The following is a 26,337-nucleotide window of genomic DNA, read 5'->3' as shown; positions in this document are numbered from 1 at the left end:
TTCAATAGAACCGCTGCACTGCGAATGCAATAGCAACTGTCGTCTATGTGTATAACCTTTGATTTGCGGCAATAATGTGCAGTTGCCAAAGTGTTTCACTTCAAATCGTCCACAGTCGTCGCAGCGGTCGGCGCCTCGCCGCAGCGATATGCCGCACGCGCCAGCAAGTGGGCGGCAATTGGTGTAGAGAGCAGCAGGAACACTATCCCCAGCAAAGCACGCAGCACCACGGCGCCGTCGAACGATGCCACTGCGACCGCAAGCAGGATCAAACCGGCTCCAATTGCACCTGCCTTCGACGCTGCATGCAGCCGCGTGTAGAGGTCGGGCAGTCGCAATACTCCGATCGCCGCGATCAGGCTGAACAACGCGCCGGCAAGCACCAGCAAGGCGGCAAGGTATTGTGTGAGCTCGAGGATCATTGCTCGGCCTCCCTGCTGCGGCGCGCCGCCCGGCTCATCAGATAACGGGCCAGCGCCACGGTCGCGAGGAAGCTGACGAGAGCCAGCGCGATGGCAATGTCGATATAGAGTGAGAACCCGGTCAGCACGGCGACGCCGCCGATAAAGCCCACAGCGAGCACGCCGATCATATCGAGCGCCAGGATACGGTCCCCGAGATTGGGGCCGCGGATCAGGCGAATCACCGCCAGCAGCATGCCGACCAGCAACAGCCCGAGCGCGATCTGGCTCGCCAGCTGCAATACGGCCGCGCCGCTCATCGGAACGCCCCCGCGACCTTCGCCTCGAACCCGGCGGCGATCTGTTTGATGAATGCCGCGCGATCGGTGACGTGGATGGCGTGGATGTAGAGCAAGCGCCGATCCTCCGACACATCGACGCTGAGCGTTCCCGGCGTCAGCGTGATCAGGTTGGCCAGCAGCGTGATCTCGGCGTCGCTGGTCACGCTCAGTGGAAACGCGATGATCGCCGGCCGGATATGCGCGTTGAGATCGGGCCGCAGCACCAGCCGCGCCACCCGCAGCGCGCTCGCCACCAGTTCGGTGATGAACAGCCACGCGAGCGCCACTATGCGCAGCGCCCGCGGCAGCAGGTTCGGGCGTGACACGTATCGGCGCACGACGAACAGGCAGGCGGCGCCGACCACCGCGCCGAGCAGCAGGTTGGGCAGCGTGAAACTGCCGGTAGCCGCCGCCCAGCCCAGCGCCAGGACGATGGTAAGGAGGACCAGACTCATGGCGCGGCTCCCTCGAGGCCGGTGGCGACGACGTAGTTGGCCGGCCGAAGCAGCCCGGCCGCAGCCTCCTTGCCGAAGCCAAGCAGCGGCTCCGGCCACAGCCCAAGCAGCAGCACGACGAGCGTCAGCACACCGGCCGAGCCAAGCCCGAGCCAGCGCACCTGAGGGCTGAGCGGCTTCAGGTCGGGGTTCGGGGCCTCGGTCGTTGCCGCCTCATGCCCGGCGCGCCAGAAGATGTGGGCCCAGAGCCGGCTGACGGCGATCAGGGTCAGGAGCGCGTTGCCGAGCACCGCGAGCCACAGTGCCAGGCCCCAGCCATCGCGGCCAAAGCCCCAGCCCTCGATGCCGCCCTGCACCAGCAGCAGTTTCGGCCAGAAGCCGAGGAATGGCGGGACGCCCGCCACCGCCAGCATCAAGACGAAGAACAGCAGCGAGGGCAGCGAGGCCGCCGCATAGATGCCGCCCATTCGACGCGTATCGGTCTCGCCGGTCATCGCCTCGAGCAGCCCGGCAACGAGATAGAGCGCGGTGATGGTCAGCATGGCGTGCAGCACATAAGTCGCCGAGCCCGCCAGCCCTGCCGCATTGCCAAGCGCCGCCCCGGCAATGGTGGCGCCGATGCCGCCGATCACCAGGAAGCCGAGCGCCCGCCGGAGATTGGTCTCGGCGATCGCCCCGAGTGGTCCGAGGATCAGCGTACTGATCGCCACCAGCGCCAGCACCGGCTCGAGCACCTCGCGGCTTGCCGGCAGCAGCATCACCAGGGCGCGCAGTAGGGCGTAGACGCCCACCTTGGTCAGCAGTCCCGCCATCAGCGCCGAGATTGCCGGCGGCGGTGCGTGGTAGCTGGCGGGCAACCAGGCATTCACCGGAAACGCCGCCGCCTTCATGCCGAAGGCCAGCAACAGCAGCGCCGCGATCGAGGCCAGCACCGCCGGGTTGGCTGCCCCGGCACGGCCAACGATGTCGGCCATGTTGAGTGTCCCCAGCGTGCCATAGAGCAGCCCGAGCGCGGCGAGGAAGAAGCTGGTGGCGAGGAAATTGAGGAAGCCGTATTTCACCGTGCCGTCGAGCTGGATGTTGCGTCCGCCCAAGACCATCAGCCCGAAGCTCGAGATCAGCATCACCTCGAACCAGACATAGAGGTTGAACAGGTCGCCGGTGAGGAACGAGCCGCTGACACCAGCAAGCAGCAGGAGGATCAGCGGGTAGACCCCATCGCGCCGTGCCCGGTCGGGCATGTCCATCCGCAGGTAAACCAGCAGCAGCAACGTCACCCCGGCTGCCGCCAGCGCGAACACCGCACTGGTCAGATCGGCGACGAAGCTGATGCCGAAGGGCGGCAGCCAGCGCCCCATGGTCATCGCCACCGGTCCCGTCTCGCTCACCCTGAGCGCCAATGCGATGTCCGAGACGAAGATCACCGCGACGATGCTGAGCGCCAGCCAGAACTGCGCCTCCCGCGCCTCGCGCAGCATCAGCAGCACGGCGCCGCCGAGCAGCGCCAACACCACCGGCAGAATCACCAGCCAGTCGGTCGGATGCGTGGCGAAATCCTGCATCGCGCCGCTCATCAGTAGCTCATCGGCGGTTTCGGGCCGCCGCGCGGCTCGGTGACGCGCATCCGGTCGGTGTCGTCGGCCTCGAGCGACTGGTAGGCGCGGTAGGCCAGCACCAGGAGGAACGCGAACATCGCAAAGCCGATAACGATGGCGGTGAGGATCAGCGCCTGCGGCAGCGGGTTCGCGGCCCCTGCCAGTGGCGCCTTCGCCCCCTCGAGCGCAATCGGCGGAACGATCCGCCCCAGCCGCCCGGCGACTAGGATCAGGAGGTTCACCGCGTTGCCCAGCAGCACCAGCCCGAGCAGCATGCGGATCAGGGCGCGCGACAAGAGGAGGTAGATCGCGGCGGCGAGGAAGACACCGGAGAGCGCGGCGATGACATGGTCCATCAGGCGCCCCCTTCCTCGTCCTCGAGCGCCAGCGCCACCGCGGCGATGGTGCCGAAGACGACGAAGTAGACGCCGATATCGAACACCATCGGGGTAGAGATCGCCACCTCCACCTCGTCGAACTCGAAGATGGTCCAGAGCCCGGTGAGGAACGGCACGTCGAACACGATCGACAGCGCTCCCGCCAGTGCCGCGAGCGCCACGCCGAACCCGGCATAGGCGAGCGGATGCAACTGCAACGCGGTGCGCGCCGCACCGGCGCCCATCGCCATGCCGTAGATGGTCAGCGCCGATGCAGCGATCAGCCCGCCGATGAAGCCGCCGCCCGGCTCGTTGTGGCCGCGCAGCAGCACGAACACCGAGAACACCAGCATCACGGCAACCAGCAGCGGTGCGATGGTGCGGAAGATCAGCGAGTTCATGCCACAGCCTTTCGCGCCGCGCGGCGCTTCGGCTGAGGCCCAGGCTCGACCGGTGCGACCTCGACAGGCTTCTGCCGCCTGGCGCCGCGGATCAAAGCCAGGATGGCGATGCCCGCGGTCATCACCACAGAGATTTCACCCAGCGTATCCAGCCCGCGGAAGTCGACGAGGATGACATTGACGACATTGTGCCCATGCGCGATCGGCACGCTATGCGCGTTGAAAAAGGTCGAGAGCCTCAAATCGAACGGCCCCTCGATCACCGCCCAGAGCAGCATGGTCACGGCGACGCCGCCGAGCAGCGCCACGCCGCCGTCACGGGCCCAATCCTCGAGCGGCCGCCGGTCGGCGGTATCGAGATCGAGCCGGATCATCACCAGCGCCAGGATCACCACACTGAGGATTTCGACCATGAACTGGGTGAAGCTCAGGTCCGGCGCGCCGAACACCAGGTAGAGCAGCGCCACCGCCAGGCCCTGCACCCCGAGCGCCAGGATGGCGAAGAGGCGGCTGCGCGCATAGACCACGGTCACGACGCCGAGCACCGCGAGCCCGACCAGCCCCCATTCATAGAACCGGAGATCGAGCGTCTGCGGCCCGCGTGGCAGCCCGTCCAGCAGCCAGAGCGGCCCGATCGCCGCGACCACCAGCAGGACGAACACCAAAAACAGGTAGAGTTCCAGCCGCCCGTGGTGCAGCAGCCGCGTCACTGCCCCGGCGACACGCACGATGCCGAAATACACCCAGTCGAAGCCGATATCGAAGCTCCAGCCGATCGCCGTTGCGGTGCGCCGCAACAGCGACCGTGCCAGATCGAGCCTGAGGAATAGCCCGATGGCCAGCACCCAGGTGGCGACCGAAAGCCAGAACGCCGGCCCCAAGAGGTCGACGCCGAACTTCAGGTGCGTCTCGACGGGGACACCGAGGATCGCCGAGGTCGCCGGTGCGACCGCCAGTTGCCCAGCCAGTGTCGGCACGAAGCCGAGGAAAATTCCCAGGACGCCCATGACTAGCGGTCCCGCCAGCATCGCCACCGGCGCCTCGTGTGGCTCGATCGGCGTCGGCAGCAATTGCCCCATGAAGGGCTTGATCAGCAGCGCCAGCCCGATGGCGCCGAGCAGCGCGTTGCCCAGCACGAGCGCAGCAAGCGCCAGCAGCGACTCAAACTGTCCGATCGCTAGCGCCGCATACATTTCTTCCTTGGCGAAGAAGCCGATCAATGGCGGCAGCCCGAACATCGCGGCCGAGGCCATGATGGTGCCGATGAAGCTCAGCGTCATCGGATCGCGCAAACCGCCGAGCATGGTGATGTCGCGGGTGCCGGTCCCGTGGTCGATCGCCCCGGCGACGAGGAACAGCCCGGCCTTGTAGAGGGCGTGGGCGATGAAATAGAGCACCGCCGCAGTCACCGCGAGCTCGGTGCCCGCGCCCAGCAGCAGCATCAGCAAGCCGAGTGAGGCGAGCGTCGTCTGCGCCAGCAGCTGCTTGAGGTCGGTCTGCCGCAGCGCCGCGATCGCGCCCCAGAGCAGCGTGGCGCCGCCGAACGCCATCAGCGTCAGGTTCCAGATCGCCTCGCCGCCCAGATGCGGGGTCATCCGCGCCACCAGGTAGACGCCGCCCTGCACCATGGTCGCCGAGTGGAGGTAGGCCGAAACCGGTGTCGGCGCCTCCATGGCGTTGGGCAGCCAGAAATGGAACGGTAGTTGCGCCGATTTGGTGAAGGCCGCGAGCAGCACCAGCCCGACCAGCAACGGATAGGCGAGGTGGCCCTTGAGGTCGCCCGCAGCGCTCAGGTCCCAGCCGCCCGAGATGGTGTAGATCGTCACCCCGGCCGCCAGCAGCGCCAGCCCGCCAAAGCCGGTCACCAGCAGCGCCTGGATCGCGGCGCGGCGCGCCGCCTGACGCGTGTGGTCGAAGCCGATCAGCAGGAACGAAGCAACCGAGGTCAGCTCCCAGAACAGGTAGAGCGCGACGAGATTGTCGGCCAGCACCAGCCCCTGCATCGCCCCCATGAAGGCCAGGAGGAAGCCGAGGAACCGGCCCTGCTTGTGCCCCTTCAGGTAGGCGCCCGAATAAAGCAGGATGAAGGCCCCGATGCCGGCAATGGTCAGGGCAAAGGTGAGGCTCAGACCGTCGACGAGAAAGCTCAGCTCGAGCCCCCAGGACGGCGCCCATGGCCAGGCGATGGTGATGATCTCGCCGTCGGACACCCGGCCGAGCAACCCCCATAGCGCGATGAACCCCGCCACCGGCACCAGCGCCACCACCCAGCCGGCAAGGTCACCGACCAGCCGATGGACGAGCGGCGCCAGCGCTGCCGCCACGAAGGGCAGCAGCACGACGAGTGCAATCGCTATTGCCGGTGTGGCCTCCACCCGGGTCCGCCCCCTGTGGGATTCGCTTGCGGCAGCTTAGCCCCTCCCCCCGCCCCGGCAAGGCAAACCGGTCGGCCCGCACGACTGCACCACAGCTTTGTGAGAGCTGGGGGATTTGCGATCAGGCGCCGCAATCGCCATATCTGGCGCCGTAACGGAGATTCCCCGATGAGCGAAACCTTCAAGGTTCAGAAGTCCGACGAAGAGTGGCGCGCCACGCTCAGCCCCGAGCTCTACCGCGTCGCGCGCGAACACGGCACCGAGCGGCCCTGGTCCCACATCTACAACACCGAAAAGCGCGACGGCATTTACCACTGCGCCTCGTGCGGCGCCGAGCTGTTCACCGCCGACACCAAGTACGAATCCGGCTCGGGCTGGCCGAGCTTCTTCAAGGCGATCGAGGGCTCGGTCGCCCAGACCGTCGACCGCTCGCACGGCATGGTCCGCGTCGAAGCCCACTGCGCCAATTGCGGCGCCCATCTCGGCCACATCTTCCCCGACGGCCCCAACCCGACGGGCGAGCGGTTCTGCATGAACGGCACGAGCCTGCAGTTCGAGCCGAAGGCTTAGCGCACCCAGAGCGGCCCCACGCGCTCTTGCCTTCTCCCCTTGTGGGAGAAGGTGGCGCGCAGCGCCGGATGAGGGGTCCGCGCAACGAAGTGTAGCGCGATCGGAGCGAAAGCGACGAGCGACACAAGTACGCGGAAAGAACCCCTCATCCGCCCTTCGGGCACCTTCTCCCACAAGGGGAGAAGGCGGCGCGGCAGCATCCCGTCCTTTACAATCGCTCACCGTCGCGCCTACCTCGCGGCAACACCCCCTCCCGAGAATCCTCCCATGCCCACCCCACCCGTCGCCGAACGCCGCCAGCATGCCACGACCAATCACGGCATCACGCGGCAGGATCCCTATCACTGGCTGCGGGCCGATAACTGGCAGGAGGTGATGCAGGACCCGTCCACCCTGCCGGCCGACATCCGCCGCTATGTCGAGGCGGAGAACGCCTATTTTGCCGAGGCCTTCGAGACGGCGCACGAGGCGCTGACCGACAAGATCTACCGGGAGATCCGTGGCCGCATCAAAGAGGACGAGAGCGGCATACCCTCAGCCGACGGCCCCTGGGCCTACAACTCACGCATGGAAGAGGGCAAGCAGTACCCGATCCTGGTTCGTACGCCGCGCGACGGCGGCGATGAAGAGCTGCTGCTCGACTGCAATGTCGAGGCCGGCGAGGAGTATTTCGGCTTTGGCGGCGGCGACCACGATCCGTCGCACCGCCTGCTCGCCTGGAGCGCCGATCGGCAAGGCTCGGAGTTCTACACCCTGCACATTCGCGACCTCGCCACCGGCAAGGATACCGGCGAAGTGATCGAGGATGTCGCGGGCGGCGGTGTGTGGTCGGCCGATTCCACCGCCATCTACTATTCCGAATATGACGACAACCACCGGCCGTTCCGGGTCCGCCGGCATGTGCTCGGCACGCCGCAGGCCGATGACGAGATCGTCTACGAGGAAAAGGACCCGGGCTTCTTCGTCGGCGTCGATGAGACGCTCAGCCGCAACTACATCGTCATCGACGCGCACGACCACCAGACATCCGAGTTCTGGCTGATCGACACCCGCACCGGCGGCGCGCCGAAGCTGGTCTCGCCGCGCCTCACCGACCGCGAATACGACGTCGAGGACCGCGACGGGGTGTTCTACATCCTCACCAACGCCGACGGCGCCGAGGATTTCAAGATCGTCACCGTCGCCGCCGACAATCCGGCGGCCGAAAACTGGATCGACCTGGTGCCACACCGCCCAGGCGTCTTGATCCTCGACATCATCCTCCTCAGCCACCACCTCATCCGGCTCGAGCGCTCCGAGGGGCTGCCGCGCATCGTGGTGCGCAACCTCGACGATGGCGAAGAGTGGACGGTGAAATTCGACGAGGAGGCCTATGCGCTCGGCATGTCGGCCGGTTTCGAGTTCGACACCAAGACCATCCGCTTCAGCTATTCGTCGCCGACCACGCCATCGCGCACTTACGACCTCGATCTGGTGACGCGCGAGCGAACCCTTCTGAAGGAACAGGTGGTCCCCTCCGGGCACAACCCTGATGACTACGAGACAAAGCGCATCTTCGCCACGGCCAAGGATGGCGAGCGGGTGCCGGTGACGCTGCTCTACCGCAAGGGCCTGAAGCTCGACGGCAAAGCGCCGGCCCTGCTCTATGGCTATGGCGCCTATGGCATGGCGCTGCCGGCCGGCTTTTCGGTCTCGAAGCTGTCGCTGGTCGATCGCGGCTTCGTCCACGCCACGGCACATATCCGCGGCGGCATGGACAAGGGCTATGCCTGGTACAAGAACGGCCGCCGCGAGCAGAAGACCAACACCTTTACCGATTTCGTCGCTGCCGCCGAAACGCTGATCGAACTGGGCTATACGTCGAAGCAGCGCATTGTCGCCGAGGGCGGCTCGGCCGGCGGCCTGTTGATGGGCGCCGTCACCAATATGCGCCCCGAGCTCTGGGCCGGGGTCATCGCCGAGGTGCCGTTCGTCGACGTGCTCAACACCATGCTCGATGAAACGCTGCCGCTCACCCCGCCGGAATGGCCCGAATGGGGCAACCCGATCACCGACAAGGCGGCCTATGACCGCATCGCCGGCTATGCCCCCTACGAGCAGGTGGCGGCCATCGACTATCCGCCGATCTTTGCGCTGGCCGGGCTCACCGATCCGCGCGTCACCTATTGGGAGCCGGCCAAATGGGTGGCCAAACTCCGCGCCACCAAGACCGACGGCAATGCGCTTTACCTCAAGACGCACATGGGCGCCGGCCATGGCGGCGCTTCGGGCCGCTTCGACCAGCTCAAGGAGACCGGCCTGAGCTACGCCTTTGCGCTCAGTTGCGTCGGATTGGCATAATTCCACCCAAAGCGGGAATTGTTGAGCAATGCCAAAGGGCCTATATCGGAGCCAGCCCAGCGGCCAACAATCATAGAGACTGTCCCCCAAGGAGGCATCCAGAATGGCATACGAACTTCCCCCCCTGCCCTACGCCTATGACGCGCTCGGCCCGTACATGAGCAAAGAGACGCTCGAGTTCCACCACGACAAGCACCACCAGGCTTACGTCACCAACGGCAACAAGCTCGCCGAGGGCAAGGGTCTCGAAGTGCTCGAGCTCGAGGACGCGGTGAAGGAAGTGTTTGGCAAGGACCCGGCGCTCTTCAACAACCTGGGCCAGCACTACAACCACGTGCATTTCTGGAACTGGATGAAGCCCAATGGCGGCGGCGGCGCCGGGAAGGTCCCGGCAGCGCTGCTCAAGGCGATCGAATCCGATCTCGGTGGCTTCGACAAGTTCCGCGCCGATTTCATCAATGCCGGCACCACGCAGTTCGGTTCGGGCTGGGCCTGGTTGTCGCTGAAGGATGGGAAGCTCCAGGTCACCAAGACCGCCAATGGCGAGTCGCCGCTGGTACACGGCAATGCCAAGCCGCTGCTCGGCGTCGACGTCTGGGAGCACTCCTATTACATCGACTACCGCAACGCGCGCCCGAAATACCTCGAAGCCTGGTTCGACAACCTGGTGAACTGGGAACATGTCGAGTTCCTGTTCGAAGAAGCCCGCTAAGCTTCACTCGAAATCGCGTTCAGGGCCCGCTTCGGCGGGCCCTTTTCATTTTGCCCGAACGGTTCTCGCGAAAATCGCCAGATCCGCATTTCCTGCCGCTTCCGCCCGCCGCGCCACAATGGTAACAATTGCTTAACCATTGGGAGCGTCGCGAGACCTTGGCCGAACCAGTCCGCACCATAGCCGTGCTTGTCGCCAATCCGGCGCTGAGCTCCATCCTCAGCATGGTGCTGGCTTCGGTGCCGAGCTTCCGGGTCCGCCCGTTCGAATCCGAGCTGGCGCTGGTCACCTATATGCGGCTCGCGCCGGTCGATGTGGTCGTCACCGATTTCGACAGCGCCTCGGCGCGTGCCGACCGGGTCAGCCGCGACCTGCGCGCCGACCAGAGCATCCCGCATCACGACTACCAGGTGATCGCGCTCGCCAGCCTGGTGTCGCCCGAAACCAAGGACCTCTGCATCGCCTCGGGCATCGATGAGGTGATCGTCAAGCCGATGTCGCCGAAATACCTGCTCGAACGGGTGCAGTCGCGCATCGCCCGCCGTGCCGCCAGCCTCGCCGGCTACCGGCCTGTCCGCGCCGCGACGTCCCGTCGCCCGGATTTCTCGCAATACGGCAACGTCATTCCGCTATGGACGCGGGAGCGTCCGCTGCCGACGCACTGACAGCCGGGCTCCGCGCCCCCTCATCCGCCCTCCCTCCCAAGTGGACCAATCAGGCTGTTGGCTCAGCCCAGCGTAATAATCGTCTTGCCGAGTTCGCCGCGTTCGACGGCTTCGTGGGCGACGACGATGTCGTCGAGGGTCAGCACGCGGCCGATCTGGTGGGTGAGTTGATTGGCCTCAAGCGCGGCGTTGATGCCGGCGGCGGCTTCGCGGTGGGCCTCGGCAGTCATCACATAGACCAGCACGAACCGGATGGTCGCGTCGAGAAAGATCATCGGCCAGAACGGCAGGGTGGGCTGAGGCACGGCATCGCTGGCATAGGTGGCGACGACGCCGTTGGGCGCCAGAGTCTTGCCGATCAGGTCAAGATTGGCGCCAAAGGCGACTTCGACGAAGCGGTCGACGCCCCTACCCTTGCCGTCGCCCGTGAAGGCAGCAACCCGGGCGGGCAGATCATCAGTGTGGCGGTTGAGGACCAGATCGGCACCGGCCGCAGTGGCTGATGCGGCGGCCTCGTCATTGCCGACCGAGGCGATGACGCGGGCACCACCGAGCTTGGCGAACTGGATGGCGTAGCGGCCGACCGCGCCGGCACCGCCGGAGACGAAGACGGTTTTACCGGTGACCGGACCATCGACGAAGACACAGCGATAGGCGGTCATGGCGGGAATGCCGAGGCAGGCGCCTTCCTCGAAGCTGACGCCATCGGGCAGGTGGACAGCCTTCCAGGCGGGGAGCGTGGTGTATTCGGCGGCTGAGCCGTTCCAGCGGCCAAGCTGGGATTCGTAAAACCAGACGCGCTCACCGATCCGGCTGTCGAGTTCGGGGGAACCCACGGCGACGATCTCACCCGCGCCATCCTGATTGGGCACGACCTTGGGGAAGGCCGGGGCGCCGCTGCCGCTGCGACCCTTGGTGTCGGACGGATTGACGCCCGAGGCGCGGACGCGGATCAGCACTTCGCCGGGCGCGGGTTGTGGCGTGGGCAACTCGCCGACCTGCAATACGTCGCGGGCGGGGCCCTTGGTGGAAAACCAGGCAGCTTTCATTCGCACGTTCCTCTTGTTTCCCAGCCTAGCTAGGTCTTCAATGCATCTGAGAACAGTACGTACAAAGGCAACATGTACTATCATGAATGATAGCACCCCTATCCTGACCCGCCCACGCCGCAGGGCTGGCCGCACCGGTTGTGCGGTAGAAGTGACCCTTTCGGTAATCGGGGGCCTGTGGAAACCGGTGATCCTGTTTCACCTGCTCGACGGCAAACTGCGCTTCAATGCGCTGTGCCGGATGGTGCCCAATGCGACGGCGCGCATGGTGACGCTGCAATTGCGCGAACTGGAGCGTGACGGGGTGATCAATCGCATCGTTTATCCGGAAGTGCCGCCGCGCGTTGAATATGAGCTGACGGAACTGGGCCGCTCGCTCGAGCCGGTACTGCTCAGCATGCGGAGTTGGGGGATGGGCTTCAGCTCGGACGAGGAGCGCGAAGACCTCCATGTCTGCCCCTAAGCGCGCGCTCGCGGCAGTCCGTCTAACGCGCTAGACAGGCTGCCCCTGAGACAGGGGATGACATCAAGCGTGGTTCGAGAGCGTGCTTGCCCTAGGCCGTCACGTTCAGCGCCCAGGCCACCTTGTTCCAGAGATCATCGACATTGTCGGTGAACACCACGACGCGGTCGGCATGGCTCACCGAGTGGCTGAGGATGTCCGTCGCCATGCCGCGCATCGCCTCGAAGGCGCGGTGGTGGTTGAGCAGCACCACGGGCTTGCCGCCGGCGCCGGCGCCGGCTCGCACCCAGGTGCGATAGAGCGCAGCTGCCGAAGCAAGCGAGCCCGGCAGCCCGACAAAACCCTGCGCCAGTTCGCCAACCCGCTTCACCCGCGCCTCTGGGTCGTCGATCCGCTCCACCGGCACTTCGGCCAGCGCGGCGGGCGCCTGGAACGCCGCATCGGCGACGATCAGCACTTCGCCGCCGGCCGCGCGGGCGCTGGTGATCAACGGGATATTGTCCAGCGTCTCGTCGGCGAGGCAGATGATCCGCGCCCCATGCCGTGCCAGGAGCGTGCCGGCCTGCGACATGATCGAGCTGCGCTCGGCATCGCCCGGCCCTTTGTCGGAGGCGAAGACCGCGAGCGCCGGGTGGTTCTGCGCGACGTTAGCGGCCACGGGTGAGGCCACCCAGGATGCCGCGCAGCAGTGCCTTGCCGAGCCCGTTCGCCATGGTGCGACTGAACGAGGTGATGGCGGCTTCGGTCGGCGTCTGCCGGGTCGAACGGCGCGGCTGGGCGGCGCGCTCGGCGCGTTCCTGCGCCGCTGCGGCCTTGGCGTCCGCCTGCGCCTGCTTGGCGTCGAGCTCGGCCTGCTTGGCCTCCGCCTCGCTCGCCTGGCGCTCCTGGGTCTTTTTGGTCAGCACCTCGAAGGCCGACTCGCGATCGACCACCGCGTCGTAGACGCCAGCCACCGGCGAGTTGGCGATCACCGTGCGCCGTTCCTCCGGCAGCAGCGGCCCGACCTGCCCTGAGGGCGGCCGGATCAGCGTGCGCCCGACGATCGAGGGTACGCCCTTATCTTCCAGCACCGAGACCAGCGCCTCGCCGGTACCCATCTGGGTGATCACTTCGGCGGTCGAGAAGTCGGGGTTAGGGCGGAACGACTCTGCCGCCATCCGCACCGCCTTCTGCTCCTTGGGCGTATAGGCCCTGAGCGCGTGCTGCACGCGGTTGGAAAGCTGCGCCAGCACGGCGTCCGGAATGTCGGCCGGGTTCTGGGTGACGAAATAGACGCCGACGCCCTTGGAGCGCACCAGCTTGACCACCTGCTCCACCTTATCGACCAGCGCCTTGGGCGCGTCGTCGAACAGCAGGTGGGCTTCGTCAAAGAAGAACACCAGCTTGGGTTTTTCCGGGTCGCCGACTTCCGGCAGCACTTCGAACAGCTCCGACATCAGCCAGAGCAGGAACGTCGCGTAGAGCCGCGGCGCGCGCATCAGCTCGTCGGCGGCGAGGATCGAAACATAGCCCTTGCCGTCGGTGGTGGTGCGCATCAGGTCGCGGATGTCGAGCGCCCGCTCGCCGAAAAACTGGTCGCCGCCCTGCTGCTCCAGCACCAGCAGCGAGCGCTGCACCGCGCCCACCGTGGCCGAGGCGACATTGCCGTACTGCACCGAGATATCCTTGGCGTTGTTGGCGATTTCCACCAGCAGCGCACGCAGGTCCTTCAGGTCGAGCAGCAGCAGCCCGTTATCGTCGGCATATTTGAAGGCGATGTTCAGCACGCCTTCCTGGGTGTCATTGAGGTCGAGGATGCGGCTCAGCAGCAGCGGGCCCATCTCGGAGATGGTGGTCCGCACCGGGTGGCCCTGCCGGCCGAACAGATCCCAGAAGATCACCGGGAACTTGCTCGCCGCATAATCGGTGAAACCGATCTCTTCGGCGCGCTTCACCTGCCAGTCGAGCATCTTGCCCATATTGGCGATGCCCGACAGGTCACCCTTGATATCGGCGGCAAACACCGGGACGCCGGCGGCCGAGAACCCCTCGGCGATCGACTGCAGCGTCACCGTCTTGCCGGTACCCGTGGCGCCGGTCACCAGCCCGTGCCGGTTGCCGTATTTCAGCGCCAGGTACTCCGGCCGGGTGCTTTGGCCGAGATAGATCTTGTCGGGAAGGAGCATGACGCCTCACAGGATTCGATAGCCAGTTGTGGACTCTATAGCGGCGGGGGGATGGGCTGCCAAATGAAAGCGGCCGTTGCCGGCTTGATGCTGGACCGCTCGCACGGCCCCCATCACCGGGTAGAAACCTGGCGCCGATGGGTGTCGGTACGGTTGGATTCAATCCCACATAGCTTGGGGACGGCGCCGGAATCGGCAATTCCCAAACGCCCCCCTACCCCCTTACACTCCCCTCATGCGTATGAACCGCCGTCACATTCTTGCGGGCCTCATCGCCCTGCCGCTGGCTGGCGGCGTTCGGGCGCAGTCGCTCGATTCGACGACCCTGAACCTGGTGCCGGGCAGCCTCGATGATCAGAGCGGCCCGATGCAGGAAGCGCTGCTGCGCGCCGGCGAGGAAGGCCGTCCGCTGTTCCTCGGTTCGGGCAGCTACTACGTGCAGAACCTGCAGGTGCCGAGCAACGTCGTGATTACAGGCATTCCCGGCGGCACCATCCTTGCTGCGGCGGGCGATGCGCCGGTGTTCCGCGTCGCCGGCAGCGCCCATGTCAGTTTCTCGGGCCTCACCTTCACCCGCGGCAATGGCGGGCCGAGCGGCGCCGATCGCGGACTGGTCGAAATCGAGGCCAGCGACCACGTCACCCTGAGCAATTGCAGCTTCATCGGCGGCGCCGCCAACGGCCTCGCGGTGCGCGATGCCGGGGCGGATATCGAGGATTGCGATTTCACCGGCCATGCCCTCGCTGCGATCTTCTCGGTCGATGGCCGCGGCCTCAACATCGTTTCCAACCGCGTCAGCAAATGTGGCAATGGCGGCTTCCTGATCTGGGGCAGCAAGCCGCGCCACGATGGCTCGGTCATCACCGGCAACACCATCGCCGGCATCGGCTCCACCAATGGCGGCAACGGCCAGAACGGCAATGGCATCAACGTTTTCCGCTGCAACGACGTGATCGTCGCCAACAACCAGATCGCCGACTGCATGTTCACTGCGGTGCGGCTCAATTCGACGAGCAATGTCGCTGTCACCGGCAATGTCTGCCGCAACTCGGGCGAAGTGGCGATCTTTTCGGAGTTCGCCTTCTCCGGTTCGGTGATCTCCAACAACATCGTCGATGGCGCCGCCGCCGGCATCTCGATCACCAACCTCGATTCGGGCGGGCGGCTCGCCGTCTGCTCGGGCAATATCGTGCGCAACATCCGCTCGCGCTCCGAGGTCAATCTGGACACGAGGCCCTTCGGCATCTATGCCGAGGCCGAAACCAGCATTTCGGGCAACAGCATCGACAACGTCCCCGGCATCGGCATCCTCGCCGGCCGCGGCACGTTCCTGCGCGACGTGATCATCGCCGACAACGTGCTCTACGCCACCAGCACCGGCATTGGTGTCAGCGTCGTGCAAAACCCCTCCCCCGGGCCCGTCACCATCACCGGCAACATCGTCAACGCTCCGCTCGACCACGCCATCGTGGGTCTCGAGTGGGACACGGTGGTGGTCGAAGACCTGGTGAAAGACGCCGCGAAATACCCGCACGTGACGCTGGCGGACAACTCGGTGAGTGGCTAAAGCCCCGTCGAGGCCTGCGCCACTACGGCCCACTCGCCCGCCGCCTGCTGCTTGAAGCAGAGGCCGGAGGCGTAAGGACGGTCGAAGTCGTCGCCGGTGGTTTTGCCGAAACCGACGCCGCCTTCCGGCAGGTGGAAGGCGGTCCATTCGGTCGAGGTCTCGGCGTCGTAGTCGGTGGCATAGAGCAGGCCGGGGACCAGCTTGCCTACAGACTTGCTGCTGTCTTCCATCGTCTCGAACAGCTCGATCTCGCGCTTCACGCCGACGAAGTTGTCGCCACTCGTGTCCAGCGCCTTGGCCGCGCGCTTCACCGCGGCCGGGTCGACCGTTCCGAGCCCATAGGTGCAGATCGCACCCCTCACCGCGGCGTCAGTGCCCCAGGGCTGTCCGTCGGTCAGCGACTGGCCGATGAAATCCAGCTCCATCTTGGTCAGGAACACGCCGATATCGACGTTTGGCGGCAGGTCCCAGTCGCCACCAGTGCTGTTGCCGAGGCCGGCGACCTGCGACTTGGCGCTCTCCCACGGCCCCTCGAGCCTGGTGCCGCGCGGAATCGAGAGATCGAGGGTACCCGTGACGATCGACATCTTCGGCGCCAGCCATTTCCCGATACCGTCGACATCCTTGGCGGCCACCGCCTTCAGCAGTTCGGTCGCTGCCGCGCGCAGGTCGGCCGGGACCTCGGCGGTCTTCGCCGGCGAGACCTTCGGCGGGGCATAGGCAGGTCCAGCAAGCGCCGCTCCGCAGAGCAGGGTCGAGGCAACGATAGTCACGACGGCACGGCGCATGCGGGTCTCCGGAGCTGCTGTTGTGGATATTGGACGTCGCCGGGCAGCGCGTCCTTGGTCAGGCCGCCCGCATCTCGCCGACCTCCAAGCCGCGGACATTGCGCACCAACTGGCGGGCGAACTTTTCCAGTACGGCGCGCTGGCCGGCGTCGGGGTCGGCGAAGCGCAGCAGCAGGTTGGCGACCAGCGTCTGGCTCGCCAGCATGTTGCCGTCGTCGATCTTCAGCGCGTAGCCCCAGCCCTTGTCGCGGATGGCGCCGCATTGCACGCCCTCGGCGCCGCCCTTCTGCATGACGCGGCCGCCAAAGGCCTCCATCACCAGGGTATCGAGATGGCCGGTGCCGGCGACCAGCAAAGGGTGAGCGGTCGCGGCGTCGAAGATGCGCGTCGCCGCGCTGCCGATCTCCTCCGGCAGCCCGATTCCCGTCGCCATCCTGGCGAAACCACGGGCAAAGGCCGAGAGCGGCGCGGCCCAGGTGGGGATCGAGCAGCCGTCGGTGCCGCACCGGTCCTCACTCAGCGGCTCGCCGATCACCGTCTCGACGGCCTTGCGCACCGCCACCTGCACCGGATGACCGCGCGTCACGTAGTCGTGCGTGTCGACGCCAAGCGCCCGCGCGACGCTCAGCATGCCGGAATGCTTGCCCGAGCAGTTATTGTGCAACTGGCTCGCCTCCAGCCCGTGCGCCCGCAGCGCCTCGCGCGCCTTGCCGTTGCTCGGTTGGTGCGCGCCGCACTCGAGATCGCCGGCGGCAAGGCCGATGTGATCGAGAAAATGCGTCACGCCCTCGACATGCACATCCTCGCCGTGATGCGAAGCGCAGGCCAGCGCCAGTTCCTCGTCGCTCAAGCCGAAGCGGTCGATGGCGCCCGAGGTCACCATGGCCAGCGCCTGCATCGACTTGATGGCCGAGCGCGGAAACACCGGTCGCGAAGTGTCGCCGGCGGCAGCGATGACGTTGCCCTCGGCGTCGGAGATCACAAAGGCGCCGCGATGCCGGTTCTCGACGAAGGTGCCGCGGGTCTGCTCGATAAGGATGGGATTGGCGTCCAAAACTCAGCTCTTCAAAAGAAAAAGGCCCGGAGGTTCCTAGGGAACGCGTCCGGGCCGTGAAGTCAATGTTTCGGAGGTCAGTCAAAGGCACGTGTGCATGGGGGTAGTCGGGTCGTCACAGGAACCTGCCACGCCGTTTGGAGCAACGCGGCAGGAGACTTGGGGATCAGATGTCCCAGTCGTAGGCCAGCTTCAGGAACTTGGCGTTCACCCAGCCCTTGGTGTCCTGCTGTTCGACGAGGCACCAGTCGGCCCCGCCCTGCGGGGAGATGATGCAGCGCTCGACCCAGACCGAGCTCTTGGGCTCGAACTCGCCGATCTTCTGCGAATAGGAGGCGGGCCACTTGCGGACATTGAGCGTATCCCACTTTTTCACACCGACGATGTGGGCGGGGCTCTCGACGTCATAGCCGGCGGCCATGGCGGGCTGGATGGCGAAAACGGCGGCGCTGGCAATGATCAGACCGGCGAGGGTCGCGACCAGCAGCTTCTCATGGGATCTGTTCATCGTGGCATCCTTTCGGGGGCCGGGTTTCGTTCTGTTGTCCCGACCATGCCCTTCCCCGATTGAACCCCTAGTGAGCCCGTCATTCAGACAGCATTCATCGGCAGGGCAATGTCGCGGCAGCAATAAGGAAAGGGCGGGAACCTTCTCGGTACCCGCCCTTCAATCAGTCGTTGGTTGTCGCTCAGAGAGCGTGGACGTAGAGCACCGCCGAGCTGCGACCGACGATCACGCCAACCACGTCGTCAGCAGCATAGCCGCCCTGGTCCAAGGCCTTGTCCATCTTGTCGTTCTGGGCGATGGCGCTGCGCAGGCTGTCGACGCCGAGCTGCTGCTCGACCAGGTTCTTGTCGACGCAAACCGGCACCACATCCACCGCATCGCGGCCCTTGACGCTACCGATCTGCTTGGCGGTCACTTTGGCGAGGTCGCCGATCTGGGCATCGCAACGCACCAGGCCAGCCACGTTACCCGGGATCTCCGGATCGTCGCCCGGCTTGCCGGGCTGGCAGTTCTTCATGCAGCCTTCCTCGGCGATCTTCGGAATGTCCGGCTGGTCGCAGTTCTTCATACAGCCTTCTTCGGCGATCTCCGGTTCGTCGCAGTCGACAACATGGCAGAACGGATCGAACGGCTCGCCGCCGTCGGAGGTGTCGTCACCACCACCGCCGCCACCGCCACCACCGCCACAGGCGATGCCGGCGCCGCAGTTCATAGCCTGGGCGGGAAGCGTAGTGATGACCGCAAGGCCGAAGGTGGCCACCAGGGCCAGCAGAATGAGTTTCAGGTTTTTCATGATCTCTCTCAACAGTTTGATTGCCCGGCGGCACCCCTGCCGCCGTTCGTCGCGCTCAGCGCTTCGTTGGCGGCGGAAATAGTGCGGGGCGTTTGAACCGCCGCTGATCCGGGCATTCAGAGATCATTCATAGAAACAGCACCCGACGGAGGGCGCCGAATACCTGCACTCGTCTAGCGATGAACGTAGAGATTGACGGTGTCGTCGCCCATCATCTTGACGGCGAACACGTCACTGGCGGAAAAGCCCTTCTGGCGCAACGCAGCGGCCAGCGCTTCGTTGTCGCCGATGGCCGACCGCACCGAGGCGGCATTGCCCTCGGTCCTCAGAACTGAGCGGCCGGGGCAGTATTCAGTGACCCAGACTCGCTGTCGCTCCGTCACGCCTGCGATGTCGTCCGGCGTGACGCGCTTCAGCACGCCAAGGTAGTCATCGCAGACATCGTCATCCTTCTCGATCGGAAGGGCGGTGGCGAGCGCGGGCGGAATCATCGACGCGCCGAGCGCGACGGCAGTAACAGCGCCCAGCATGAGCTTCTTCATCTGGCGGTCTCCTGTGGTTGGCTGCGGCGCCGGGGGCCGCGAATGCACAAACGCCGGTCGGCCCCGCGGCCGATCCGGCGTCAGTTTAGCACCAAGGTGTTGGATCAGCGTCCGAAATTGTGGACGTAAAGGTTGATGGTGTCGTCGCCCATCATCTTGACGGCGTAGACGTCGTCGGCATGGAAACCGCGCTCGGCCAGCAGGTCGGTGAGCACGTCGTTCTTGGCGATGGCGGTGCGGAGATAGGCGGCATTGCCGTCGGAGCGCATCAATGTCGCGGAGGTGCAGAACTCGGTGACCCAGACACGATAATGGCTGTCGACGCCGAGCACCTCGGCGGGCAGCACGCGCTTCAGCGCACCGAGCTGATTGCCGCAAGAGGTGGTGGTGGAGCCGCCCTGAGGACAGCTGGCCTGGCCGCATGGGGTGTCCAGCTGAACCTGGGCCTGCGTCGGTGCGCTTGAGAACGAAGTGAGCATCGCGATGGCGAAGGTCGCGGCGAGAGCGAGCTTGGGCATTTTATCTCCTTGGTCAATGCGGCTAACGCCGCGGGGTGCGAGACATTGCTGCTCGTACGATGGCCAGGAGTTGGGCTCATCACGTTGAACCGGCTCTGATGACGCCGTTCAGATTGGCGACAGGAACGGGCCAACCCGTACCGCATCATCAGAGCCGAGTTGGATCAGCGTCCGAAATCGTGGACGTAGAGGTTGATGGTGTCGTCGCCCATCATCTTGACCGCGTAGACGTCGTCGGCATGGAAGCCGCGCTCGGTCAGCACGTCAGTGAGCACATCGTTCTTGGCGATGGCGGTGCGCAGGTACGCGGCGTTGCCGTCAGAGCGCATCAACGTCTCGGAGGTGCAGAACTCGGTGATCCAGACACGGTAGTGGCGGTCGACGCCGAGCACTTCGGCGGGCATCACGCGCTTCAGCACACCGAGCTGGTCGCCGCAATAGGGGTCGCTACCGCCCCCATGGCTGGGACACTGGGGGCCGGCGGTGCATGTATCCCTTGGTTGGGCATTGGCAGGAATAGCAGAGAACGAAGTCAGCATGGCAACCGCGAATGTCGCGGCAAGTGCGAGCTTGGTCATTTCAGTCTCCTGGGGTGGGGCGGCGGGGGGTTGGCCCGCACGTCGTAGTCCTTTTCCAATCGAGGGGATCGCGATGAAGCGATCCGCCTCCTGACGCTGGACAGGAGAGTGCGCCATCGGCTTTGAACCGGCACTGACGAGTGCGTTCAGCCTCGTGACAGAATGGCCCCAACCCGTGTCGGAGCGTTTCGCCGTTTCAATGAAACGCCAAAAAACGCTCCTGGTCATTTTTGTCGTGCTTTCGAACCGGAAAAGTCTGCAACTTTTCCTGAAAGCGCTCTAGGCTTTCGGGCAAATCAGTTTCGGGAGGACGGGAAATGGCCAAGGTTCTGGTGACGGGCGGCAGCGGCAAGCTGGGACGAGCGGTGCTCAAGGACCTGGTGACCAACGGCTATTCCGTCCTCAATATTGACCAGACGCTGCCGAAAGACCCGATCTGCCCGACCGTCCGCATCGACCTCACCGATTTCGGCCAGGTGGCGCAGGCGATCCTTGGCGGCGTCGATGAACGCCACGGCCCGTTCGATGCCGTGGTGCATCTCGCCGCGATCCCAGCGCCAGGTCTGTTCGCCAATAGCCGCACCGTCGCGAACAATGTGCCCACCAGCTACAACGTGTTCGAGGCCTGCCGCCTTGCCGGGGTCAAGAACGTTGTCTTCGCCTCGAGCGAAACCGTGCTCGGGCTGCCCTTCGAAACGCCGCCGCCTTACGTTCCGATCGACGAGGAGTATTTCCCCCGTCCCGAAACCGCCTATTCGCTCGGCAAGCTCCTCGACGAGACGATGGCGGCGCAGTTCTGCCGCTGGGATCCGGAGCTGAAGATCGTCGGCCTGCGCTTTTCCAACGTCATGGATGTCGAAGACTACAAAGCGTTCCCGGCCTTCGACGCCGACCCCAAGCTGAGGAAATGGAACCTCTGGGGCTATATCGACGCGCGCGATGGGGCGCAGGCGGTACGCCGCGGCATCGAGGCCGAGTTCAAGGGGTTCGAGGCCTTTATCATCGCCAACCAGGATACGGTGATGAGCCGTTCCAACATGTCGCTGATGGCCGAAGTGTTCCCCAAGGTGCCGCACAAGCGCGAACTCAGCCAGAACGGCACGCTGCTGTCGATCGACAAGGCCCGCCGCCTGCTGGACTACAACCCGCAGCATAGCTGGCGGAACCACGTCTGATGGCTATCCGGCTCGGCGGGCACGGCTTGCCCATCGGCAGCGAGGATCCCGACGCCTTCGCCCGGGCGCATCGCGATTTCGGCTATGGCGCCGCCTATGTGCCGGAGGTGAGGCTCGACGATCGCGACCGCCTTGTCGCGATCGAGCAGGCGTTTGCCGCCGAGAACATCGTGCTGGCCGAGATCGGCATCTGGCGTAACCTCGTCTCGCCCGATGAGGCGGTGCGCAAGGCCAACCTCGCCTACGCGGTCGAGCGTCTCGCCATCGCCGACGCTGTGGGGGCCGGGTGCGCTGTCAGCTATATCGGCTCGTTTCAGGCTGGCACCGACTATGCCCCAGCGGCCGAGAACATGAGCCCCGAGGCCTTCGACGCCTCGGTCGAAACCGTGCGCTACCTGCTTGATACCGTGAAGCCGACCCGCGCAAAATTTGCGCTCGAGATGATGCAGTATTCCCTGCCGGACAGCGTCGACAACTATGTCGAGCTGATCCGCGCCATCGACCGCCCGATGTTCGGCGCGCATTTCGACCCGGTGAACCTCATCATGACGCCGCGGGTGTATTTCGATAACGGCGCGCTGATCCGCGAGTGCTTCAGTAAGCTTGGCCAGTGGGTGGTGTCGTGTCACGCCAAAGACATCAAGCTCTATCACCAGGCGGCACTGCACCTCGACGAGGTGCAGATCGGCGAGGGCGTGCTCGACTACCGCACTTATCTGGGCGAGTTGAGTCGTCTGCCGCGCGAAGTGCCGCTGATGCTCGAGCACCTCAAGGGCGAGGAGTATGCAGTGGCGCGCGACCGCCTCTTCGCGGTCGGCGATGCCGCCGGCATCGATTTCGCGGTGCGCCCGTGACATTCACTCCTTGGTGATTTGCCGCAATCCGGCCCACAGTGCTGCGTTGCTAGCTTGAACTGATCCCGGACGACTGGAGCCGCCATTGGGCGCCTACATCCTGAGACGCCTGCTGCTGATCATCCCGACCATGTTCGGGATGCTGGTGGTCTCTTTCGTCATCACCCAGTTTGCGCCCGGCGGACCGGTCGAGAACTATATCGCGCAGATGAGCGGCCAGTCGGTCAGCGTCTCGGAGGGCGTCATCGGCAATGCCGAGGGCGATTTCGCCGGCCAGAACGTCGTCAAGTCCACCGACCAGAACGAGAATTCGACCTACCGCGGGGCAAAGGGTATCCGGCCCGAGATCCTCGCCCGCATCGAAAAGCAGTTCGGCTTCGACAAGCCGCCGCTCGAGCGCTTCTTCACCATGGTGTGGAACTACGTCCGCTTCGATTTCGGCGACAGCTACTCGCGTGGCGTGCCGGTCATCGACCTGATCATCCAGAAGCTTCCGGTGTCGATTACGCTCGGGCTATGGATGACGCTGCTCAGCTACGGCATCTCGATCCCTCTGGGCATCGCCAAGGCGGTCAGGGACGGCAGCCGCTTCGACGTCAGCACCTCCGCCATCGTCATCGTTGGCTACTCCCTGCCCGATTTCGTCGTCGCCGTGCTGTTGATCGTACTGTTCGCCGGCGGCAGTTTCCTCGATATCTTCCCGTTGCGCGGACTGGTCTCGGAGAACTGGTCGAGCCTGCCCTGGTACAGCCAGATCCTCGACTATCTCTGGCACATCACCCTGCCCATCACCGCAATGGCGCTCGGCGCTTTCGCCACCGCCACCATGCTGATCAAGAACTCGTTCATCGACGAGATTTCCAAGCAATACGTCACCGTCGCCCGCGCCAAAGGCCTCACCGAAAAGCGGGTGCTCTACGGCCATGTGTTTCGCAACGCTATGCTGCTGGTGATCGCCGGTTTCCCCGCCGCATTCGTCGGCGCGTTCTTCGGCGGCTCGCTGCTGATCGAGACGGTGTTCTCGCTCGATGGGCTCGGTTATCTCAGCTACCAGTCGGTGATCAACCGCGACTATTCGGTGGTCTTTGCCACCTTCTACATCTTCTCGCTGGTCGGCCTGGTCCTTGGACTGATCTCCGACCTCATGTACATGTGGATCGATCCGCGGATCGATTTCGAGAGCCGGAAGGTGTGATGCACGCCACCGGACTACGCCTCGGCCCGCCGCTCATCGCCTTCGCCCCCGCCGATGCGGCGCGCTCGGCGCCGCTGCTGTCGCCGATCAACCGGCGACGGCTCAAGGTATTCCAGGGTAACCGCCGCGGCGTCTGGTCGCTGTGGGTCTTCCTCATCCTGCTGGCGGTGACCCTCTGCTCCGAACTGGTCGCCAACGACCGGCCGCTCATGGCCTCGTACAAGGGCGAACTGCTGTTCCCGGCGCTCATCGAATATCCAGAGACCAAGTTCGGCGGCTTTTTCGCCGTCACCAACTATCGCGACCCGTTCATCGCGGATGAGATCAACGCCAACGGCTGGATGCTGTGGCCGCCGATCCGCTTTTCCTACAGCACCGTCGATGATGCGCTGTCCGTGCCGGTGCCCTCCGCTCCATCCTGGTTGCAGTCGGTCGAGGTGCGCTGCCAATTGCTTCCCCAGGGCGTCGACGATCCCAATTGCAGCCTCGGCAATTTTCACTGGCTCGGCACCGATGATCAGGGCCGCGACGTGCTGGCCCGGCTGCTCTACGGCTTCCGCATCTCGGTGATGTTCGGCCTGATCCTCAGCTTCTTCTCGTCCATTATCGGCATCACCGTCGGCGCCATCCAGGGCTTCTTCGGCGGCTGGGTCGATCTCACCGGCCAGCGCTTCCTCGAGATCTACGGCGCCATTCCGTCCCTCTATCTGCTGCTGATCATCTCCAGTGTTCTCACTCCCAGCTTCTGGGTATTGCTCGGCATCCTGCTGCTATTCTCGTGGACCTCGTTGGTCGGCATCGTGCGGGCGGAGTTCCTGCGCGCCCGCAACCTCGAGTACGTCGCCGCCGCGCGGGCCCTGGGCGTATCGAACATCGCGCTGATGACACGGCACCTGCTGCCCAACGCAACCGTGGCGACCCTCACCTTTGCGCCGTTCATCGTCGCCGGTTCGGTCACCACGCTGACGGCGCTCGATTTCATCGGCTTCGGCCTGCCGAGTGGTTCACCCTCGCTCGGCGAGCTCCTCAGCCAGGGCAAGGAATACCTGTTCGCCCCGTGGCTTGCGATCACCAGCTTTGTGGTCATCGCCGCGATCCTCATTCTCCTCGTCTTCATCGGCGAGGCGGTGCGCGACGCGTTCGATCCGCGCAAGACCTTCGCGGTGCGGCTATGACCGAACCGCTGCTCAGCGTCGACAACCTGCAGATCGACTTCCAGACCGACGATCGCATCGTCCATGCCGTGCGCGGCGTGTCCTTCGACATCATGCCCGGCCAGACCGTGGCGCTGGTCGGCGAAAGTGGCTCCGGCAAATCCGTCACGGCGCTCTCGGTGCTGAAGCTGCTGCCCCACCCCGCCGCAACCTATCCCGGCGGCCGCATCCTGTTCAAAGGCACCGACTTGCTCGGCGCCGACGAGGCGGGCATCCGCGCAGTGCGCGGTAACGCCATCTCGATGATCTTCCAGGAGCCGATGAGCTCGCTGAACCCGTTGCACACCGTGGCGCGGCAGGTCTCCGAGGCCTTGGTCATCCATCGCGGCATGAACCGCGCCGCGGCCCGGGTGCGAACCATCGAACTGCTCGACGAAGTCGGCATCCCCGACCCCGCCTCCCGCCTCGATGACTTCCCGCACCAGCTGTCCGGCGGCCAGCGTCAGCGCGTGATGATCGCCATGGCGCTCGCCAACGAGCCGGAACTGCTGATCGCGGATGAACCCACCACCGCCATCGACGTCACCGTGCAGGCGCAGATTCTCGAACTGCTGCTGTCGCTGCAGAAGAAGCGCGGCATGGCGATCCTGTTCATCACCCACGATCTCGGCATCGTCCGGAAGATGGCACCAGTCACCCACGTGATGACCGAAGGAAGGATCGTCGAACAGGGCCCGACTGAAGCAATCTTCGCCAACCCGCAGCATCCGTACACCAGGAAGCTTCTCGCCGCGGAGCCAAAGGGCGAGCCGCCGACCACCGATCTTGCGGCCGAGACCATCGTTTCCGCCGAGAAGCTGCGCGTCTGGTTCCCGATCAGGCGCGGCCTGCTGCGCCGTACCGTTGGCCACATCAAGGCGGTCGACGACATCGACATCACCATTCGCCGCGGCGAGACGCTGGGCGTCGTCGGCGAGTCCGGCTCCGGCAAGACCACGCTCGGCCGCGCCCTGCTGCGGCTGGTCTCGTCCGAAGGCCGCATCGTCTATATCGGCCGGCCCATCGACAAGCTCTCCTGGGCCGGCATGCGGCCGCTCCGCCAAGACCTGCAGATCGTGTTCCAGGACCCGTTCGGCTCGCTCAGCCCGCGCATGTCGATCACCGAGATTATCGCCGAGGGTCTGGGGGTCCACCACCGCGAACTCAGCGCGGCCGATCGCGACGCTCGAGTGGTCCGCGCCCTCACCGAGGTCGGTCTCGATCCCGCCGACCGGCACCGCTACCCGCACGAGTTCTCCGGCGGCCAGCGCCAGCGAGTTGCCATCGCCCGCGCCATGGTCCTCGAGCCGAAATTCGTCGTCCTCGACGAGCCGACCTCGGCGCTCGACGTCAGCGTCCAAGCCCAGGTCGTCGACCTGCTGCGCGACCTGCAGCGGCGCCATGGCCTCACCTATCTGTTCATCTCGCATGACCTGCGCGTTGTCCGGGCGCTCGCCAACCAGCTGATGGTGATGCGCAACGGCAAGGTGGTGGAACACGGGCCGGCCGCCGAGATCTTCGCGGCGCCGCAGTCCGACTATACCCGCGCCCTGATGGCCGCCGCCTTCGCCGTCGAAGCGGTGCCGTCGGCCGAGGTGGCGCAGTGAAAGTTTTGACGCAATCGCCCCTGACGCTAAGCTCCGACAACACGTTCTCCCCCGAA

Annotated in this window: 28 protein-coding genes; 11 read left to right on the top strand and 17 right to left on the bottom strand. The window is 65.3% G+C overall.

The window, feature by feature from the left end; genetic code table 11:
- Positions 1-95: 95 nt before the first annotated feature.
- Genes mnhG through mbhE form a run of 7 tightly spaced genes read right to left on the bottom strand, consistent with a single transcriptional unit; the run spans position 96 to position 5,945 of the window.
- Positions 96-422 carry a monovalent cation/H(+) antiporter subunit G gene (mnhG, locus tag ASC89_RS09785; RefSeq protein WP_055885267.1) on the bottom strand — a complete coding sequence of 109 codons (327 nt, stop codon included), beginning with the start codon at positions 420-422 and terminating at the stop codon, positions 96-98.
- Positions 419-721 carry a monovalent cation/H+ antiporter complex subunit F gene (locus tag ASC89_RS09780; protein ID WP_055997167.1) on the bottom strand — a complete coding sequence of 101 codons (303 nt, stop codon included), beginning with the start codon at positions 719-721 and terminating at the stop codon, positions 419-421. The genes mnhG and ASC89_RS09780 overlap by 4 nt, the downstream gene beginning before the upstream one ends.
- Entirely contained in the window at positions 718-1,197 is a 480-nt protein-coding gene (locus ASC89_RS09775; protein ID WP_055997164.1) for a Na+/H+ antiporter subunit E, read from the bottom strand. The genes ASC89_RS09780 and ASC89_RS09775 overlap by 4 nt, the downstream gene beginning before the upstream one ends.
- Positions 1,194-2,771, bottom strand: coding sequence for a proton-conducting transporter membrane subunit (locus ASC89_RS09770; protein WP_055997161.1), 1,578 nt, complete (start codon positions 2,769-2,771; stop codon positions 1,194-1,196). The genes ASC89_RS09775 and ASC89_RS09770 overlap by 4 nt, the downstream gene beginning before the upstream one ends.
- Complete coding sequence (locus tag ASC89_RS09765) at positions 2,771-3,148, bottom strand: Na+/H+ antiporter subunit C (RefSeq protein ID WP_055885255.1); 378 nt, start codon at positions 3,146-3,148, stop codon at positions 2,771-2,773. Before ASC89_RS09765 ends, ASC89_RS09770 begins: the two co-directional genes overlap by 1 nt.
- Positions 3,148-3,570, bottom strand: a complete 423-nt coding sequence (locus ASC89_RS09760; protein ID WP_055885252.1) for an MnhB domain-containing protein — start codon at positions 3,568-3,570, stop codon at positions 3,148-3,150. Before ASC89_RS09760 ends, ASC89_RS09765 begins: the two co-directional genes overlap by 1 nt.
- Positions 3,567-5,945, bottom strand: a complete 2,379-nt coding sequence (gene mbhE, locus ASC89_RS09755; RefSeq protein WP_055997158.1) for a hydrogen gas-evolving membrane-bound hydrogenase subunit E — start codon at positions 5,943-5,945, stop codon at positions 3,567-3,569. The genes ASC89_RS09760 and mbhE overlap by 4 nt, the downstream gene beginning before the upstream one ends.
- A 168-nt stretch (positions 5,946-6,113) precedes the next feature.
- Between mbhE and msrB the strand changes: the two genes are divergently transcribed.
- The 4 genes from msrB to ASC89_RS09730 all read left to right on the top strand — a co-directional run bounded on the left by msrB (position 6,114) and on the right by ASC89_RS09730 (position 10,232).
- Complete coding sequence (gene msrB, locus ASC89_RS09750) at positions 6,114-6,515, top strand: peptide-methionine (R)-S-oxide reductase MsrB (protein WP_055997155.1); 402 nt, start codon at positions 6,114-6,116, stop codon at positions 6,513-6,515.
- 267 nt (positions 6,516-6,782) lie between these two features.
- Positions 6,783-8,855, top strand: coding sequence for a S9 family peptidase (locus ASC89_RS09740; RefSeq protein WP_055997149.1), 2,073 nt, complete (start codon positions 6,783-6,785; stop codon positions 8,853-8,855).
- A 103-nt stretch (positions 8,856-8,958) separates the two neighbouring features.
- Positions 8,959-9,567: a superoxide dismutase gene (locus ASC89_RS09735; RefSeq protein ID WP_055885237.1), complete on the top strand. Its 609-nt coding sequence runs from the start codon at positions 8,959-8,961 to the stop codon at positions 9,565-9,567.
- Between the two features lie 158 nt (positions 9,568-9,725).
- The gene (locus ASC89_RS09730; RefSeq protein WP_055997146.1) at positions 9,726-10,232 is read left to right on the top strand and encodes a response regulator; all 507 of its coding nucleotides are present in this window, start codon (positions 9,726-9,728) and stop codon (positions 10,230-10,232) included.
- Positions 10,233-10,294: 62 nt separating this feature from the next.
- On the opposite strand, the gene ASC89_RS09725 is transcribed toward ASC89_RS09730, so the two are convergent.
- Positions 10,295-11,281, bottom strand: coding sequence for an NADPH:quinone reductase (locus tag ASC89_RS09725; RefSeq protein ID WP_055997143.1), 987 nt, complete (start codon positions 11,279-11,281; stop codon positions 10,295-10,297).
- A gap of 82 nt (positions 11,282-11,363) precedes the next feature.
- Here ASC89_RS09725 and ASC89_RS09720 point away from each other — a divergent pair, with 82 nt between their 5' ends.
- A complete protein-coding gene (locus ASC89_RS09720) occupies positions 11,364-11,744 on the top strand; it encodes a helix-turn-helix domain-containing protein (RefSeq protein WP_055885229.1) in 381 nt (126 codons plus the stop codon).
- 91 nt (positions 11,745-11,835) lie between these two features.
- Here ASC89_RS09720 and ASC89_RS09715 read toward each other — a convergent pair whose 3' ends face one another.
- The gene (locus ASC89_RS09715; protein WP_055885226.1) at positions 11,836-12,402 is read right to left on the bottom strand and encodes a hypothetical protein; all 567 of its coding nucleotides are present in this window, start codon (positions 12,400-12,402) and stop codon (positions 11,836-11,838) included.
- On the bottom strand, positions 12,392-13,909 hold the full coding sequence (locus ASC89_RS09710) for a helicase HerA-like domain-containing protein (RefSeq protein WP_055885223.1): 1,518 nt from the start codon (positions 13,907-13,909) through the stop codon (positions 12,392-12,394). Before ASC89_RS09710 ends, ASC89_RS09715 begins: the two co-directional genes overlap by 11 nt.
- A gap of 235 nt (positions 13,910-14,144) precedes the next feature.
- Between ASC89_RS09710 and ASC89_RS09705 the strand changes: the two genes are divergently transcribed.
- Positions 14,145-15,476, top strand: coding sequence for a TIGR03808 family TAT-translocated repetitive protein (locus ASC89_RS09705; protein WP_082533270.1), 1,332 nt, complete (start codon positions 14,145-14,147; stop codon positions 15,474-15,476).
- Here ASC89_RS09705 and ASC89_RS09700 read toward each other — a convergent pair.
- From ASC89_RS09700 to ASC89_RS28455, 7 genes are all read right to left on the bottom strand, one after another.
- Positions 15,473-16,264, bottom strand: coding sequence for a hypothetical protein (locus tag ASC89_RS09700; RefSeq protein WP_055997136.1), 792 nt, complete (start codon positions 16,262-16,264; stop codon positions 15,473-15,475). The two genes, ASC89_RS09705 and ASC89_RS09700, sit on opposite strands and share 4 nt — an antisense overlap.
- Before the next feature lie 58 nt (positions 16,265-16,322).
- Positions 16,323-17,318, bottom strand: a complete 996-nt coding sequence (locus ASC89_RS09695; protein WP_055997132.1) for an asparaginase — start codon at positions 17,316-17,318, stop codon at positions 16,323-16,325.
- A 166-nt stretch (positions 17,319-17,484) separates the two neighbouring features.
- On the bottom strand, positions 17,485-17,826 hold the full coding sequence (locus tag ASC89_RS09690; RefSeq protein WP_055885210.1) for an SH3 domain-containing protein: 342 nt from the start codon (positions 17,824-17,826) through the stop codon (positions 17,485-17,487).
- Between the two features lie 181 nt (positions 17,827-18,007).
- A complete protein-coding gene (locus ASC89_RS09685; RefSeq protein ID WP_055997129.1) occupies positions 18,008-18,619 on the bottom strand; it encodes a hypothetical protein in 612 nt (203 codons plus the stop codon).
- Positions 18,620-18,792: 173 nt separating this feature from the next.
- Positions 18,793-19,161 carry a hypothetical protein gene (locus ASC89_RS09680; RefSeq protein WP_055885205.1) on the bottom strand — a complete coding sequence of 123 codons (369 nt, stop codon included), beginning with the start codon at positions 19,159-19,161 and terminating at the stop codon, positions 18,793-18,795.
- Positions 19,162-19,265: 104 nt separating this feature from the next.
- Positions 19,266-19,679 carry a hypothetical protein gene (locus tag ASC89_RS09675; protein WP_055885202.1) on the bottom strand — a complete coding sequence of 138 codons (414 nt, stop codon included), beginning with the start codon at positions 19,677-19,679 and terminating at the stop codon, positions 19,266-19,268.
- Between the two features lie 164 nt (positions 19,680-19,843).
- Positions 19,844-20,257 (bottom strand): hypothetical protein, encoded by a 414-nt coding sequence (locus ASC89_RS28455; protein WP_156384561.1) that lies wholly within the window; start codon positions 20,255-20,257, stop codon positions 19,844-19,846.
- A 317-nt stretch (positions 20,258-20,574) separates the two neighbouring features.
- Between ASC89_RS28455 and ASC89_RS09665 the strand changes: the two genes are divergently transcribed.
- The 5 genes from ASC89_RS09665 to ASC89_RS09645 all read left to right on the top strand — a co-directional run bounded on the left by ASC89_RS09665 (position 20,575) and on the right by ASC89_RS09645 (position 26,281).
- A complete protein-coding gene (locus tag ASC89_RS09665; RefSeq protein ID WP_055885196.1) occupies positions 20,575-21,432 on the top strand; it encodes an NAD(P)-dependent oxidoreductase in 858 nt (285 codons plus the stop codon).
- Complete coding sequence (locus ASC89_RS09660; protein WP_055997126.1) at positions 21,432-22,286, top strand: sugar phosphate isomerase/epimerase; 855 nt, start codon at positions 21,432-21,434, stop codon at positions 22,284-22,286. Before ASC89_RS09665 ends, ASC89_RS09660 begins: the two co-directional genes overlap by 1 nt.
- Before the next feature lie 85 nt (positions 22,287-22,371).
- Positions 22,372-23,481, top strand: coding sequence for a microcin C ABC transporter permease YejB (locus ASC89_RS09655; RefSeq protein WP_055997123.1), 1,110 nt, complete (start codon positions 22,372-22,374; stop codon positions 23,479-23,481).
- A complete protein-coding gene (locus tag ASC89_RS09650) occupies positions 23,481-24,656 on the top strand; it encodes an ABC transporter permease (RefSeq protein WP_082528434.1) in 1,176 nt (391 codons plus the stop codon). The genes ASC89_RS09655 and ASC89_RS09650 overlap by 1 nt, the downstream gene beginning before the upstream one ends.
- Positions 24,653-26,281 carry an ABC transporter ATP-binding protein gene (locus tag ASC89_RS09645; RefSeq protein WP_055997120.1) on the top strand — a complete coding sequence of 543 codons (1,629 nt, stop codon included), beginning with the start codon at positions 24,653-24,655 and terminating at the stop codon, positions 26,279-26,281. The genes ASC89_RS09650 and ASC89_RS09645 overlap by 4 nt, the downstream gene beginning before the upstream one ends.
- Positions 26,282-26,337 lie beyond the last annotated feature (56 nt).

The organism is Devosia sp. Root413D1 (genome assembly GCF_001425235.1).
Classification (GTDB): domain Bacteria; phylum Pseudomonadota; class Alphaproteobacteria; order Rhizobiales; family Devosiaceae; genus Devosia_A.
The sequence above is the reverse complement of the archived record's forward strand: the minus strand, read 5'-3'. Positions and strand labels throughout refer to the sequence as shown.

Bases quoted from the DNA above. Each gene is read 5' to 3' on its own strand.
- mnhG (WP_055885267.1), bottom strand. From the start codon at position 422: ATGATCCTCGAGCTCACACAATACCTTGCCGCCTTGCTGGTGCTTGCC.
- ASC89_RS09780 (WP_055997167.1), bottom strand. From the start codon at position 721: ATGAGCGGCGCGGCCGTATTGCAGCTGGCGAGCCAGATCGCGCTCGGG.
- ASC89_RS09775 (WP_055997164.1), bottom strand. From the start codon at position 1,197: ATGAGTCTGGTCCTCCTTACCATCGTCCTGGCGCTGGGCTGGGCGGCG.
- ASC89_RS09770 (WP_055997161.1), bottom strand. From the start codon at position 2,771: ATGAGCGGCGCGATGCAGGATTTCGCCACGCATCCGACCGACTGGCTG.
- ASC89_RS09765 (WP_055885255.1), bottom strand. From the start codon at position 3,148: ATGGACCATGTCATCGCCGCGCTCTCCGGTGTCTTCCTCGCCGCCGCG.
- ASC89_RS09760 (WP_055885252.1), bottom strand. From the start codon at position 3,570: ATGAACTCGCTGATCTTCCGCACCATCGCACCGCTGCTGGTTGCCGTG.
- msrB (WP_055997155.1), top strand. From the start codon at position 6,114: ATGAGCGAAACCTTCAAGGTTCAGAAGTCCGACGAAGAGTGGCGCGCC.
- ASC89_RS09740 (WP_055997149.1), top strand. From the start codon at position 6,783: ATGCCCACCCCACCCGTCGCCGAACGCCGCCAGCATGCCACGACCAAT.
- ASC89_RS09735 (WP_055885237.1), top strand. From the start codon at position 8,959: ATGGCATACGAACTTCCCCCCCTGCCCTACGCCTATGACGCGCTCGGC.
- ASC89_RS09725 (WP_055997143.1), bottom strand. From the start codon at position 11,281: ATGAAAGCTGCCTGGTTTTCCACCAAGGGCCCCGCCCGCGACGTATTG.
- ASC89_RS09720 (WP_055885229.1), top strand. From the start codon at position 11,364: ATGAATGATAGCACCCCTATCCTGACCCGCCCACGCCGCAGGGCTGGC.
- ASC89_RS09710 (WP_055885223.1), bottom strand. From the start codon at position 13,909: ATGCTCCTTCCCGACAAGATCTATCTCGGCCAAAGCACCCGGCCGGAG.
- ASC89_RS09705 (WP_082533270.1), top strand. From the start codon at position 14,145: ATGCGTATGAACCGCCGTCACATTCTTGCGGGCCTCATCGCCCTGCCG.
- ASC89_RS09700 (WP_055997136.1), bottom strand. From the start codon at position 16,264: ATGCGCCGTGCCGTCGTGACTATCGTTGCCTCGACCCTGCTCTGCGGA.
- ASC89_RS09690 (WP_055885210.1), bottom strand. From the start codon at position 17,826: ATGAACAGATCCCATGAGAAGCTGCTGGTCGCGACCCTCGCCGGTCTG.
- ASC89_RS09685 (WP_055997129.1), bottom strand. From the start codon at position 18,619: ATGAAAAACCTGAAACTCATTCTGCTGGCCCTGGTGGCCACCTTCGGC.
- ASC89_RS09680 (WP_055885205.1), bottom strand. From the start codon at position 19,161: ATGAAGAAGCTCATGCTGGGCGCTGTTACTGCCGTCGCGCTCGGCGCG.
- ASC89_RS09675 (WP_055885202.1), bottom strand. From the start codon at position 19,679: ATGCCCAAGCTCGCTCTCGCCGCGACCTTCGCCATCGCGATGCTCACT.
- ASC89_RS28455 (WP_156384561.1), bottom strand. From the start codon at position 20,257: ATGACCAAGCTCGCACTTGCCGCGACATTCGCGGTTGCCATGCTGACT.
- ASC89_RS09665 (WP_055885196.1), top strand. From the start codon at position 20,575: ATGGCCAAGGTTCTGGTGACGGGCGGCAGCGGCAAGCTGGGACGAGCG.
- ASC89_RS09660 (WP_055997126.1), top strand. From the start codon at position 21,432: ATGGCTATCCGGCTCGGCGGGCACGGCTTGCCCATCGGCAGCGAGGAT.
- ASC89_RS09650 (WP_082528434.1), top strand. From the start codon at position 23,481: ATGCACGCCACCGGACTACGCCTCGGCCCGCCGCTCATCGCCTTCGCC.
- ASC89_RS09645 (WP_055997120.1), top strand. From the start codon at position 24,653: ATGACCGAACCGCTGCTCAGCGTCGACAACCTGCAGATCGACTTCCAG.